Annotated in this window: 15 protein-coding genes; 11 read left to right on the top strand and 4 right to left on the bottom strand. The window is 26.0% G+C overall.

Annotation, left to right across the window (positions count from 1 at the left end; all coding sequences use genetic code 11):
- Positions 1 to 293: 293 nt before the first annotated feature.
- Positions 294 to 1,640, bottom strand: coding sequence for an MATE family efflux transporter (locus BRSU_RS10425; RefSeq protein WP_048595304.1), 1,347 nt, complete (start codon positions 1,638 to 1,640; stop codon positions 294 to 296).
- Positions 1,641 to 1,810: 170 nt separating this feature from the next.
- Between BRSU_RS10425 and BRSU_RS10430 the strand changes: the two genes are divergently transcribed.
- From BRSU_RS10430 to BRSU_RS14870, 9 genes are all read left to right on the top strand, one after another.
- A complete protein-coding gene (locus BRSU_RS10430; RefSeq protein ID WP_048595305.1) occupies positions 1,811 to 2,266 on the top strand; it encodes a PepSY-like domain-containing protein in 456 nt (151 codons plus the stop codon).
- Positions 2,267 to 2,511: 245 nt separating this feature from the next.
- A complete protein-coding gene (locus BRSU_RS14600) occupies positions 2,512 to 2,655 on the top strand; it encodes a hypothetical protein (RefSeq protein ID WP_167336130.1) in 144 nt (47 codons plus the stop codon).
- 32 nt (positions 2,656 to 2,687) lie between these two features.
- Positions 2,688 to 3,071 (top strand): PepSY-like domain-containing protein, encoded by a 384-nt coding sequence (locus tag BRSU_RS10435; protein ID WP_048595306.1) that lies wholly within the window; start codon positions 2,688 to 2,690, stop codon positions 3,069 to 3,071.
- A gap of 42 nt (positions 3,072 to 3,113) precedes the next feature.
- A complete protein-coding gene (locus BRSU_RS10440; protein WP_048595307.1) occupies positions 3,114 to 3,869 on the top strand; it encodes a lipocalin/fatty acid-binding family protein in 756 nt (251 codons plus the stop codon).
- 25 nt (positions 3,870 to 3,894) lie between these two features.
- Complete coding sequence (locus BRSU_RS10445; RefSeq protein ID WP_048595308.1) at positions 3,895 to 4,518, top strand: MBL fold metallo-hydrolase; 624 nt, start codon at positions 3,895 to 3,897, stop codon at positions 4,516 to 4,518.
- 12 nt (positions 4,519 to 4,530) lie between these two features.
- Positions 4,531 to 5,445 (top strand): DUF1848 domain-containing protein, encoded by a 915-nt coding sequence (locus BRSU_RS10450; protein ID WP_048595309.1) that lies wholly within the window; start codon positions 4,531 to 4,533, stop codon positions 5,443 to 5,445.
- A 9-nt stretch (positions 5,446 to 5,454) separates the two neighbouring features.
- Complete coding sequence (gene tilS / locus BRSU_RS10455; RefSeq protein ID WP_048595310.1) at positions 5,455 to 6,819, top strand: tRNA lysidine(34) synthetase TilS; 1,365 nt, start codon at positions 5,455 to 5,457, stop codon at positions 6,817 to 6,819.
- A 21-nt stretch (positions 6,820 to 6,840) separates the two neighbouring features.
- Positions 6,841 to 7,122: an NUDIX domain-containing protein gene (locus tag BRSU_RS14865; RefSeq protein WP_245158090.1), complete on the top strand. Its 282-nt coding sequence runs from the start codon at positions 6,841 to 6,843 to the stop codon at positions 7,120 to 7,122.
- Positions 7,123 to 7,170: 48 nt separating this feature from the next.
- Positions 7,171 to 7,329: a hypothetical protein gene (locus BRSU_RS14870; RefSeq protein WP_245158091.1), complete on the top strand. Its 159-nt coding sequence runs from the start codon at positions 7,171 to 7,173 to the stop codon at positions 7,327 to 7,329.
- Positions 7,330 to 7,714: 385 nt separating this feature from the next.
- On the opposite strand, the gene BRSU_RS10465 is transcribed toward BRSU_RS14870, so the two are convergent.
- On the bottom strand, positions 7,715 to 8,647 hold the full coding sequence (locus BRSU_RS10465) for an alpha/beta fold hydrolase (RefSeq protein ID WP_048595311.1): 933 nt from the start codon (positions 8,645 to 8,647) through the stop codon (positions 7,715 to 7,717).
- Positions 8,648 to 8,894: 247 nt separating this feature from the next.
- Between BRSU_RS10465 and BRSU_RS10470 the strand changes: the two genes are divergently transcribed.
- Together BRSU_RS10470 and BRSU_RS10475 are read left to right on the top strand one after the other, a co-directional pair.
- Complete coding sequence (locus BRSU_RS10470) at positions 8,895 to 9,686, top strand: prohibitin family protein (RefSeq protein WP_048595312.1); 792 nt, start codon at positions 8,895 to 8,897, stop codon at positions 9,684 to 9,686.
- Between the two features lie 11 nt (positions 9,687 to 9,697).
- Positions 9,698 to 10,429 (top strand): ComF family protein, encoded by a 732-nt coding sequence (locus BRSU_RS10475; protein ID WP_048595313.1) that lies wholly within the window; start codon positions 9,698 to 9,700, stop codon positions 10,427 to 10,429.
- Here BRSU_RS10475 and BRSU_RS10480 read toward each other — a convergent pair.
- Positions 10,426 to 11,466, bottom strand: coding sequence for a hypothetical protein (locus BRSU_RS10480; protein ID WP_048595314.1), 1,041 nt, complete (start codon positions 11,464 to 11,466; stop codon positions 10,426 to 10,428). The two genes, BRSU_RS10475 and BRSU_RS10480, sit on opposite strands and share 4 nt — an antisense overlap.
- 154 nt (positions 11,467 to 11,620) lie before the next feature.
- Positions 11,621 to 13,135 (bottom strand): FGGY-family carbohydrate kinase, encoded by a 1,515-nt coding sequence (locus BRSU_RS10485; protein ID WP_048595315.1) that lies wholly within the window; start codon positions 13,133 to 13,135, stop codon positions 11,621 to 11,623.
- Positions 13,136 to 13,138 lie beyond the last annotated feature (3 nt).

The following is a 13,138-nucleotide window of genomic DNA, read 5'->3' on the forward strand; positions in this document are numbered from 1 at the left end:
AAAGGAGTACCTTTAGGTATGGTATTGCCACAAATAAGCTATATCCTCGACAGGCTCGGATACGCTTCGCGAAAGGCTATATTTTAGCTTAAATTTAATATTTTATACTTGCACTTTCGCGAAGCGTGCCTGCGGCAGCAACTTTGACGAAGTCCGCAGAGCGTGTGCGGCGGGAAAAAGTTGAATAAAAAAATTGACAAAATGTAGTTGTTTAGGTATATATAAAAAAATATAATTATAGGCTTTAAATAATATAATATTGTTATTATTTAAAGCCTATATTTTTATATTAATTATTCATTTTGATAAACTGCTTTATTGATTAAATTATCATTCTTTAAATTCGTATTATAAAATATAAATGAAAATAAAATAGCTAATATTAACTGTGATACAGGTACAGCAAACCATATACCATTAAGTTTCAAAAATAAAGGAAGTATCAATATACATAAAGGACTTACAAATAAAGGGTCTATATATGTTAAAAGCGTAGAATATCTGCTTTCTCCTGATGAATAAAAATATGCAGTTCCAAGCCTTACTATAGGCTGAAGTATAAAACCTGATGATATTATAGGAAGCCCCAAACTTATTATAGCATTAGTTTCTATAGATGCACCGAATAATATTCCAAGTTTATTTCTAAAAATCAATACTGTTATCATAAGAAAAGCTCCAAGTATAATATCAAACAATATACCTTTTTTAAATACTTTTCTCATAAGATCATTTCTGCATGCACCTTTAAAATAACTTATCATAGGCTGACATCCCTCTGCAACTCCCTCAAACAAATGCAAAATAGAGCCGTATATATAATTCATTACAGAATATGCAGTAGTACCTAAATATCCTCCATATTTGATGCATTGGAGATTATTAAATATCACTATAAGAGAAGGAGCCATAACCAAACCAAATGGAGATAACCCTATTTGCAAAGCTCTCTTTGTCATAGATAAATCAAAATCTGATAATCTTATTTTTGTTCTGTTTTTCTTTCTTAGAAATAGATAATAAACCGCTATTAAAGCAACTAATCCCTGAGCTATTATTGTAGCTAAAGCAGCACCGAACATCTCTAAATCAAAAACCATTAAAAATAAATAATCAAGAATAATATTTGTTATAAGTCCAACTCCCATAAAACTCATGGCATGAATTGTTTTTCCTGAATTTCTTATTATAGGCATAGAACCGAATGATATTATTTGAAAACTGCCTCCTAAAATTATAGTAGTAATATATGAATCAGCCTGTTTAAATACCTCATCTCTTGCTCCAAGCAAATATATAAGACTCTTTTTTAATAAAAGAAGAACAACAGTTAATATTATACTAGCTAATATTAAAGAAATAAAAGTATTTACTTTAGCCCTATTAAATCCTTCTATATTACCCTCTCCAAGATATGTTGACATTATAACAGAGCCTCCCATACCAAGCATAACAGCAGCAGCCATAAGCAAAGTACCTATAGGATAAACTAAATTAATCGCAGTAAGGCCTATATCTCCCATAGAATTACCAACGAAAAAACCGTCTACAACTATATAAAAGCCTCCAAGCATAGTTGAAAATATAGCAGGTAAAACATATTTGAAAAAAGACTTATCCATTTTTTGAATATTCATCATAATAAACTCCTTTAAAATATAGTCTTATTTCGTACTATTAGTAATGAAGTATTATATACATGTTTATTTGTTTGTCAATAGAAAAAGTACGATTTTTTACTTTTTATTTATATTGAAATATTTAACTTTTAATATATATTTAAAACTATTAAGATAAGGAGGAAAGAATTATGACTAAATATAATATAAAATTTTATTTTTTAATATTAATACTATATATAGTGTCTTCCTCATTCTTATTTTTTGATGATGAAAGTAATATTCAATTTATACCTTATACATCATTACCAAGTAATATTCAGGAATTTGTAAATACATACTTTAACGAATATGAAGTGTATAGTGCTGCAGTATCCACTCATTATATGGTTATTTTTAAAGGCGGTTCATCTATAAACTTTAACAGAAAAGGCGAATGGACTTCTATAATAGGAAACAGAAAAATAATACAGATAAGTACAGCTGAAAAATTTATTGACAGTAAAATCATGAATATCATAAAAAACAAATATACAAGCATAAATAATATATACAAAAGAAGCAAAGGCTATGAGTTTAAAGTAGATGATGCATACTATATTTATATAGACTATAACGGAAATATTTTAAAAATAAAAAAAGCCTAAAAATAATAATATAATTTTTTTTATAAAAATATTACATTCTTAAAAAATAAATATGTATATTTATATATCTGCAAAATTAATAAATCATAAGTATTTATAAAAAAAGTTAAAATCATTTAGATTCAAATACATTTTTAATACTGTATTTTAAGCAATTCTATCTACTAATTATAGATTGACATACTGCAAATAATATTATATTGTTTAACCCAAAAATTATTAATTAAATTATTAAAGGATTTTATATGAAAACAAAAGAAGAATTAGTGGAATTCCTAAATAAAAAAATCAACAATAATCAAAATCTTGCAGATGTTCATAATTATATTTTCTTAAAGGCATATTTGGAAGATATGATAGAAAAAGAAAAGAACGAAGAAAATCAATAAATTAATTTCTATTAGAAGCAATAAGGATAATTATGGATATTATTTCAGCAAATAACTTGCCTAAAAAAGCAAGAGACTTTATAGAAACATATTTCTCTGATTACTATTTATTTAAAGTAACATTTAATTCATCGTATAGTGCAGTATTTAAAGGCGGAAGTTCAATTAATTTTAATACAAAAGGAGAATGGACTTCTATAATAGGAAACGGAAATGAAATACCATTTAATATAGTAGAAAAACTTGCTGAAGATAATATTATTGAAAAAGAAGTAATAAAAACTATAAAAGATAAATATACAAGCTTCAATATATACAGAATAATTAAAAGAAAAAATAAATATGAAATAGAAATTAATGGTAATATAATCATAATAGATATTGAAGGCAATATATTAAAAATAAAAAATGTATGAAATATATATTGAAATTTGTATTTTTAAGGTTATTATATTAAGATGAAAAACATATTGATAATTTTTTTTATATTAAATTCATTTTTATTTTCACAATACTACTCTTATACAAATATTCCATCTTTTCAAAAAAAGGAATACTTTGTTCATAAGGGAGTATCAGGAAAGAAAAATAATGCTGTAATAATATATACAGAAACTTCTATAGATAATAACGGATATTGGAATGTCAAAGAAACTTCTATAAAAGGCTATGTAACAAATAAATTAAAAGATCCATTTTTATTAGAAGAAAGTATGATGACTAATATCAGAAAGTCAGAAATGTATTCTAAAATAGATTTAGTAAATATGAGAACCATTTATAATAAAACAATAGATTATTATGATTTCGGTACTATGGAGCATACATTCGATATAAGAGGCAAAGTAAATTATACAAATGCCCCGGGTTCTTTAGCTATATTCTCTATGTACGGAGCTTATCAAATAGCCAGAACTTTTCCTCTTGAGGCAACAAATGAAATGAATATCATTATGCCTATGACTTCCAAAGATAATAAAATAAGAGTATCTATACTAAATAATGGAATAAAAAAGATAAAAATGCAAAATGAAGAAAAAGAATGCTATGAAATGGAAATAAAAATAGAAGGAATACCATTCTCAATATTTCTTCCTAAAATAGCAGCTTATATAGAAAAAGATGATAAAACAAGAAAAATAATCAAATATAATACTATGTCTGGAATGCTTGATACTATGGATATTTTCCTTACAGATACAGAAAAAAAATAATTTACTAAAAACGGGAGAAATAATAATGAGCGAATTAAAAATATACTGCATAAATAATAATATGTATGCTATGAATTCTTATGTTGTAACTGCTGATGATGAAGCTATGATTATAGATGCAGCACAATTAAATAATTATAATGTTTATAAAAAAGTATTGGAAGGAAAAAAACTAGTAAAAGTAATATATACTCATGGGCATTTCGACCATATATCCGGTGCCGATGATATAAGAAAAGAATTTCCTGATGTTCCTCATTGCGTTCATAGTATGGATTATGATTTCTTTCAGGACGGAAGTTTAAATGTAAGTTCATATTTAGGAAGCGTTATAAAATGCCAAAGCCCTGAAATACAATTCAATGACGGTGATACTTTCAAATTAAAAGATGTAGAGTTCAAAGTTATACATACACCGGGACATACAAGAGGCGGAGTATGTTTTTATACTAAAGGACATTTATTCTGCGGTGATACAATATTCGCCTATGGAATAGGAAGAACAGATTTTCCTACAGGTGATTTTGCTACTTTAGAAGAAAGCATATCCAAAAAAGTATTTGCTTTAGATGATGATACTTTACTATATCCCGGACATGATGCTTACGGAGTAAAATTATCACAAAGAAAGAAAATGGGCGTATTTTAAACTAAATACAAAATGATAATAAGTGCAAGCAGAAGAACCGATATACCTTCTTTACATACTAAATGGTTTTTGAATAGATTAAAAGAAGAATATGTTATTACTCAAAATCCTATAAGTAAAAATAATTTTTACAAAATACCATTAAATAAAAATATAGTTGATATAATAGTATTTTGGTCAAAGAATCCTAATATAGATTTTTTAAAAGAAGTTAAAGATTTAGGATATGAGTTTTATCTGCATTTTACTATAACACCTTATGATAAAAACATAGAAAAAAATATACCTGATAAAAATTTATTAATAAAAAATTTTCAAACTATAAGCAAATTATTCGGTAAAGAAAAAATCATATGGAGATACGACCCTATTATTTTAAATAATGATTTTGATACTAATTATCATATAAATAATTTTAAAAACTTTGCTGATAGTTTAAATGGTTATACAGATGAATGCATATTCAGTTTTGTGCAAATATATTCAAAGATAAAAAACAATATTAAAAATATAAATGATGATGATAAACTTTTATTAATAGAAAATATGAAAGAAATATCTGAAAAAAATAACATAAAATTAAAATCCTGCTCTCAAGATTTTGATAATATAACAAATATAAGAATAGAAAAATCTGCATGTATAGATAAAGAAAGAATACAAAAAATATTAGGCTATTCTATAAAAGAAAAAAAGGATAAATCCCAAAGAAAATTATGCAATTGTATAGAAAGTATCGATATAGGAATGTATAATACCTGTACTAACGGATGCATTTACTGCTATGCCAATTCAAAAAATATATTAAAAGATTATGATGCAAACAATGAAATATTATCAGATAAAAATTTAATTGATAATGAAAATGCAGTTATGACAGAAAGAAAAATAATTGTTAATGAAAAAAATGCCGTATTTAAACTTTAGGATATTTTTATGTTAAAAGAAACTTATAATTTTCTGCTTTCAAATATAGACGATATAAAAAATAAAACATTAGCCGTAGCATATTCAGGAGGAATAGATTCTCAAGTTCTTTTAAATATAGCATACAGATTAAAAGATGAATTATCATTCGATTTAATAATAATACATGTTAATTATAATCTAAGGGGCGAAGATTCTACAAATGATGAATTATTCGCACGAGATATGGCTAAGAAATATAATATAGAAATATATGTTAAAGAAATAAAACCTAACAGCTATAATGGAAAAAATATTCAGCTTGAAGCTAGAAATGACAGATATAATTTTTTTGAAGAACTTCATAATAAAAAAATATACGACTATTTATTAATAGCACATAATAAAGATGATTTAGCTGAAACTATAATTTATAGAATGATTAAAGGTGCTGGAACTAATGTTTATAAAAGTTTAAGAGATAAAAAAGGATATATTTTAAGACCTATTTTAAATTTTTATAGAAAAGATATTGAAGAGTACGCTAAAAATAATAATCTTAAACATAGAGAAGATGTTTCAAATAAAAAAAATTATTATTCTAGAAACAAGATAAGAAATTTAATAATACCAATGCTTGAAGAAATAAATACAAATGCTAAAAACAATATTATAAGATTTGCAAAAAGAAGCTATGAAGAAACATATATATTAAGAAAAAAAGTTAATAAATTATACAAAAAAAATATATCTGAAAAAAACACTAAACTTAATATAGAGAAAATAAAAAATACAAATGAACTTTTTATAAAAAAAATCATAATCAAATTTTTAGCAAAAAACAATATAGAGATAACAGAGAAAAGAGTTTCAGAAATATTAAAACTGATAAAATCAGATAAGCCCAATATAAGATTAAGACTGGATAATTTTTATTTGATAAAAGAATATAACTTTATAAAAACTATAGAAAAACAAAATGAAAAAAAACTTAATGATATAAAAACAAATAATTTTATAAAAATTGAAAAAGACGGAGTATATAACTTTTTAAATAAAAAAATAGAAATAAAAACCGTTTTAAACAAAGATATTAATTATAAGGATAATATTTATATAAAAGCAGATTATCCATTAATAATGAGAAATAAAAAAGAATCTGACTTTATAAATGCTTATCCTAATGGAAATAAAAAATATTTAAGAAAAATTTTCATAGATTTAAAAATACCTTTGTATGAAAGGGAATTAATACCAGTAATAACTTCTGTAAATGATGATATACTAGCATTATATTTAGAGCCTTACGGATTAAATAGAATATCAAAAAATTCTGCTGTAAATAAATATGATAAATATATATTAGAAATACATTTTTATAATGATAAAAACTAATTAAATTAAGAGGAATAATAAATGGCATTTTTAGATAATGAAAGAATGATATTTGGAAAAGGTGTCGGCTGTGTAGTAATAAAGGACGGTAAAGTTCTTATAGAACGTCATAATTACGGAAGAGGAAAAGGACTTCTTATAATACCGGGAGGATTCATCAATGAAGTAGAACTGCCTGCTGAAGCTGCTGAACGTGAAGTATTAGAAGAAATAAATGTGAAAGTAAAGACAAAAGAAATAGTATCAATGCGTTTTACTGAAAATGATTGGTATTTGATGTTCAGAGCAGAATATATTTCATGAGATGCAAAAGTTAATGACAGCGAAAATAGCGAAGTTATTTGGATTGATATGGAAGAAGCTTTAAATAAAAAAGATGTTCCTCCCCTCTCAAAAAAAGCAATAAAATCATGTTTAAAATTTATGAACTCAGAAAATAAATATGCCATGAGTATAAAAGAGGATTATGATGCATCAAGAGAATTAGGTTCTTATGCCTATTATGATTAAATTTATACTAAAAATTTTTAAGTTTTTGTCAACTATTCGCCTATACCCGTTAGGTACGCTTCACGGAGGCTTTCCGCACGGTATTGCAAATCATTATGGATATACAACTATACACGACCGAAGGAAGTACTGTAAAGTATGCGGCTGATTACTTATTATTGTACAAAAATTTATAATTTATCTTACAGGTAAAACAATTTTAGTATGATTTAGTATTAATTCTATCCTTGCACTTTTTGGTTCTTGGCGAAGCCCGCATGTGGTGTGCGGTGGGAAAAAGAACAATAAAAAAATTACAAAGTTAAAAATTTTCAGTATATACTATTAAAAAAGCATAAGTATAAATAATTATACCTATGCTTTATAAAAATATCATATAGTAATACTATGCTATATGAGCATTAAGCCAAGCAATTATCTCTTTAGCTACATCATCTCTTTGAACATCATTAAGTATTTCATGTCTTCCATTTTCATAAAGACTTATAGTAACATCTTTAAATCCTAATGACTCATACATTTCATGAACCCATTTAACTCCCTTTCCCATATCTCCTACAGGGTCTTTCGCTCCTGATATTAAAAGTATAGGGAAATTTTTATCCATAGAAGAATAATTATCCTTATTTGAAATTTTATCAATAAGTTCAAATAATTGAATGTAAGTTTCTATACTTGCAGGCTTATTTGCAAAGTATTCATCTTCCTGAGCTTTTTTAATTTCTTCTTTATCTGAAGTAAGCCATGCTAAATCTGAATTATCTTTAGGGAAGAATTTTTTACCGTATCCGCCAACTGATAATTTGTCAAGTAAATAAGCTCTTTTTCTTCCGCCGAATAATGACTTCTGAATATTAGCTATAGTTTTTCCTAAGTTTTCTATTCCTTTAGGTTTTCCTCTGGTACCCATTATTATAGCACCATTTAAATCTTTATGATATTTAATTAAAAAACCTCTAGTAAGAAAAGAACCCATACTATGACCCATCATAAAATAAGGAAGATTAGGATAATCAGCTTTAGTATTTACCATCAAATGCTTCATATCTTCTATAATAAGTTCATGTCCGTTTTTATCAGCCATATGCCCTATTTGATCTTTACTTACAGTGCTTCTTCCAAATCCTCTATGATCATCAGCACAAACTAAAAATCCTTCTTTATTAAGTTTTTCAGCAATCTCTTTATATCTTCCAGCATGCTCTCCAAGTCCATGAACTATTTGCACTATTGCTTTAGGATTAGAATCAGGCTTAAAAATATACGTATACATTCTATGACCATCATCTGATATTAAAACTCTATTAAGCATTTCCATAAAAAGACTCCGATAATAAAAAATTACTTTTTTTGACTATTATTCAATTTGACATAATTAATGCAGCTGTTATTTGTAAATAGTAGGATAAATTATATAGTATTTTTTTTCTTAATGCAATTAATATTTTAGCATAATAAATTATTTTTATTTTAATACAAATGATTCCGAATAATACCCCAATAGGATATACTTGCAAAAAAATTATTTATATTTTAATATTTCATACATATTTAAGGAGGAACATATGAAAATAATAAATTTAAATTCAAATAAGCTGCATTCTATACTTTTTATAGCATTGCCTGTGGTTTTAATTGTTGGATTTTTAATATTTTCCAGCGTTACAATAGTATCAACAGGAGAAGTGGGAATAAGAAGTAGATTGGGTAAAGCAATATCAGAGGAAGAGCCTGGACTTCATTTTAGAATACCTTTTATAGATGCAATAAAAACTATGGAAGTAAGAGAACAAACAGTAGAAAAAACTTATGCTGTATCATCAAAGGATATGCAGACAATATCTATGACTTTAAATGTTCAGTATTCTATAACAGGAAATGCTTTGGATTTATTTAGAAAATTTGGAACAGATTATAAAAACAAATTAGTTAATCCTAGAATATCAGAGAGTTTGAATGCTGTTTCTGCAAGATATACTATAGAAGAATTCATAACAAAAAGAAATGAAATGGCTGGAGAGCTTTTAAAAGAAGTTATGAGCGATTTTGAAGATTATGGTATTACAGTTGCTGCATGCTCTATTATAGAACATGATTTTTCTGATGAATTTGATCAGGCAATAGAGAGAAAATTGATAGCTTCCCAAGATGCTTTAACAGCACAAAATGCATTGGAAAAAGTAAGATATGAAGCTGAAGCTGAAATAACAAAAGCTAAAGGTATAGCAGAAGCTAATAGAATAATGCAGGAATCTTTAACTCCTCTTTTAATACAGAGAATGTATATAGAGAAATGGGACGGTAAAATGCCTCAAGTTTCAGGCTCTGGAGTTACTCCTATGATACAAGTAAAATAATTAAATATTAAATGAAACTTTACAAACATATTATAAATAATATACTCTCTTTAATATTTCCTAATCACTGTATAATATGCGGTGAATTAATGCAAAGTAATAATATGAATTATGTTTGTATTGACTGCATAAATAAAAATTTGGATTATATACATAAAGATGAATATATACGATGCCCCAAATGCGGTAAAGTTTTAGAAAGTGAAAAATCAATATGCATTTGCAAAGATGAAGAACTTTATTTTGATGAATGTAAATCTATGCTTTATTATAATAATCATACAGTAGATTTGATTCACAAAATGAAGTTCTCTCATAGATATTTAATTTGTAAAGACTTTGCTGCTATGCTTAGTTATTATTATAAAGATTATATTAAAAGCTATGATGCCGTTACTTTTGTGCCTCTTGGTAAAAATAGATTTTTGGAAAGAGGATACAATCAAAGCGAAATTATAGCAGAAACAATATCTAAAATTCTAAATATAAAATTAATAGATGATATAATATTCAGGCAAAAAGAAACCAAAGCGTTAAGTTCTTTAAACAGTAAAACAGAAAGACTAAACATGATAAAAAATGCTTTTGTGATAAATACCGACTACAGCGATCATAATAAAATAGATCTTCTTATAATAGATGATGTACTTACCACGGGAAGCACTTTAAATGAAATTTCTAAAGAGATTAAGAAACTAGAATGCATTAACAAAATAGGTTTGCTTACCGTAGCCCGTGCTTAGTTTTTTATCTCTTTTTCAACTTTCTCTTTCAATTCTAAATCATTCATTTTATCGCATGCTTTAAAGAAAGAATCATATAAACTCTTTGAATATGTATTATGTTCATTAGTAAATGCTATCTTTATAAAATCCCATAATAAATTTATATTATCATTAATTTCTTTGTTAAGTAAAATTTTTAATGCACTATCTACTATTGATATGCCGGCATGAACTTTATAAAAAGTATTATTATTAATAGACTTTATATCATCAATATTTGATAAAATAATATTCAAAGCCTCATCATAATTTGAAAGCATTATTAAATTCTCTGCATAATTACTTAAATATGAAACTAAATAAAATAAATACTTCTTTGATAGTGCCTGATTTTGTTTATTTTTATCATAATCACTTTTCACAATCTCATAAAGTTTTTTATTAGCCTCTAATTCACCATCTTTGTTTCCTATTTCAATTTCAAAATCTCTAAGCCTTTCTAAATTAATTCTGTCCCATTTTTCAATGCTTGATTTCCATACATCTATTAATTCATAATATAAATCTTTAAATCCCAATTCCAAAGCATAATGCATACAATACTGAATAGTTAATTTTTCTATATCAGTTTCAAATCTTACATTACTATCATAACCAATAGCACAATCAGTATTTATCTTTTTTGCTTTTTCAAATAAATCCTTATTATCTTTATTGTATTTACTTAGAAGAAATGTCAAAGACTCTAATGCTATTCCTATTCCTTTATACTTTGAGTGTTCTCTGTCTTTTAATTCTTCATTAAATAAATGAATGATTATATTTTTCAAAGCTTCTTTATTTAAAGCTTGTAGATTTTTATAATATATAATTGAAAATGAAAGTCTAGCCCTTAACAAATAATTTTTATCAACATCATCTTCCATTTCGCATGAATATTTACTTATTAAATTATTATATTTATCTTTATCATCAAAAAAACTTCCTATAATATTATCAAAATCGTTTTGATAAATTTCCAAAGCTTTTAATAATTTTTCTTGAAATATCTGCATAATTAAACTCCTAACTAACTTGAAAAACTATATCAGTAAAATGTAAATTTGTCAAAAATTTATTCTGTAAAAAATAAAAATAGGGGACCATTAGTCCCCAAAAAGAGTTTTCTATAAAATGAAATTAATGATGGAAAAAATTCTTACAATATAATTATAAATCAATATTATCCCAAAGACTATCCAATAATTCTAATGTTTGTTTATATAATTTATACTTTTTAGAATATATTTCATGTTTATCTTTGTCTGCTTTTATGGTATTGGCAATTTTAACCATTTTTTCTGCAGCTTCTTCCATAGTTTTATATTGACCTGAAGCCACAGAACATGCAATAGCACATCCGAATGCTCCTGTTTCCATTATATCAATTACATCTATATCTATTCCCATAATATCACTGAACATACCGCTCCAAACTTTGGATCTAGCAACACCGCCAGCTAATTTGATAGATTTTATAGGTTTATTTCTGCTGACCTTTAATTTATCTAAATGAAATCTATGAGAGAAAGCGATTCCTTCATACATTCCTCTAAATAAATGTGCTCTAGTATGATAATTATTCATTCCTATTATACTAGATTTAGCATTAGGATGAACATTGCTTGCCATTAAAAACGGATGAAATATAGGACAGAAATCTTTAATAGATACAGAGTCTATTTCTTCATCTATTTTTTTATATAAATCTTTTTTAGAAGATACACTTTGTACAAAATCACCAAAAATATTTTTCAAAAACCATTCAAAGTTTCCGGCTGAAGTAGCACTAGATTCTTCTATGAGATAATATTCAGGCATACAGAAAACAGAATTCATCAATACCGATCCGTCTAATACAGCATCTTTTCTTATATATTCATTTATGCTCCAAGTACCTGCTATCATACATACATTATCTTCATTAACCAAACCTGTAGCAATAGCACAAGCATCTATATCAAACATTCCTCCAGCTACTGGTGTACCCTCTAATAATCCTGTTTTTTGAGCAGCTTCTTTTGTTACATAACCGCATATATCTGTAGAATTTTTGATAGGAGGAAGTTTATCTTTTATCATACTTAAATCAAATAATTTAAGAAGCTCATCATCATAATTTTTTGTATTTAAATTTAATAGATTAGATCCTGAATAATCAGTAATCTCGGCATTTGCCTCTCCTGTTAATCTAAATCTTATATAATCTTTACACTCAAAAATATATTGAGTATTATTTATTACATTTATATCATTATCTTTAAACCATGATAATAAAGCAACAGGCTGACAAGGCATTATATGCTGATATGATAATTTAAATACCTCTTTTTCTACCCCGCTCTCCTTCCAATTAGTAACATATTTCCAAGCTCTGTTATCTGTTGATATAATACCATTATAAGATGGCTTATTATCTTTTCCCCACAAATATAAACCTTTACCATGTCCGCAGCATGCTAAAGCAGCTATATCTTTAGGATTAATTTTAGACATCTCAATAACCTGAGATATTATTCTGCAATTAGCTTCCCACATCTCTTCCATGTCTCTTTCAGTAAAACCAGGTTTAGGATTAATGACATTTGTATCTGTTGAAGCTATGGTTATTTCATTACCTAATTCATCATATAAAGCCGCCTTAGTAGTAGTGCCTCCATTATCTAATCCAATATAATATTGCATATT

This window comes from Brachyspira suanatina (assembly GCF_001049755.1).
In the GTDB taxonomy this organism is placed as follows: domain Bacteria; phylum Spirochaetota; class Brachyspiria; order Brachyspirales; family Brachyspiraceae; genus Brachyspira; species Brachyspira suanatina.

Coding starts and splice junctions, on each gene's coding strand:
- BRSU_RS14600 (WP_167336130.1), top strand. CDS start 2,512: ATGAAAACAAAAGAAGAATTAGTGGAATTCCTAAATAAAAAAATCAAC.
- BRSU_RS10470 (WP_048595312.1), top strand. CDS start 8,895: ATGAAAATAATAAATTTAAATTCAAATAAGCTGCATTCTATACTTTTT.
- BRSU_RS10435 (WP_048595306.1), top strand. CDS start 2,688: ATGGATATTATTTCAGCAAATAACTTGCCTAAAAAAGCAAGAGACTTT.
- tilS (WP_048595310.1), top strand. CDS start 5,455: ATGTTAAAAGAAACTTATAATTTTCTGCTTTCAAATATAGACGATATA.
- BRSU_RS10475 (WP_048595313.1), top strand. CDS start 9,698: ATGAAACTTTACAAACATATTATAAATAATATACTCTCTTTAATATTT.
- BRSU_RS10425 (WP_048595304.1), bottom strand. CDS start 1,640: ATGATGAATATTCAAAAAATGGATAAGTCTTTTTTCAAATATGTTTTA.
- BRSU_RS14870 (WP_245158091.1), top strand. CDS start 7,171: ATGGAAGAAGCTTTAAATAAAAAAGATGTTCCTCCCCTCTCAAAAAAA.
- BRSU_RS10480 (WP_048595314.1), bottom strand. CDS start 11,466: ATGCAGATATTTCAAGAAAAATTATTAAAAGCTTTGGAAATTTATCAA.
- BRSU_RS10485 (WP_048595315.1), bottom strand. CDS start 13,135: ATGCAATATTATATTGGATTAGATAATGGAGGCACTACTACTAAGGCG.
- BRSU_RS10445 (WP_048595308.1), top strand. CDS start 3,895: ATGAGCGAATTAAAAATATACTGCATAAATAATAATATGTATGCTATG.
- BRSU_RS10440 (WP_048595307.1), top strand. CDS start 3,114: ATGAAAAACATATTGATAATTTTTTTTATATTAAATTCATTTTTATTT.
- BRSU_RS14865 (WP_245158090.1), top strand. CDS start 6,841: ATGGCATTTTTAGATAATGAAAGAATGATATTTGGAAAAGGTGTCGGC.
- BRSU_RS10450 (WP_048595309.1), top strand. CDS start 4,531: ATGATAATAAGTGCAAGCAGAAGAACCGATATACCTTCTTTACATACT.
- BRSU_RS10465 (WP_048595311.1), bottom strand. CDS start 8,647: ATGGAAATGCTTAATAGAGTTTTAATATCAGATGATGGTCATAGAATG.
- BRSU_RS10430 (WP_048595305.1), top strand. CDS start 1,811: ATGACTAAATATAATATAAAATTTTATTTTTTAATATTAATACTATAT.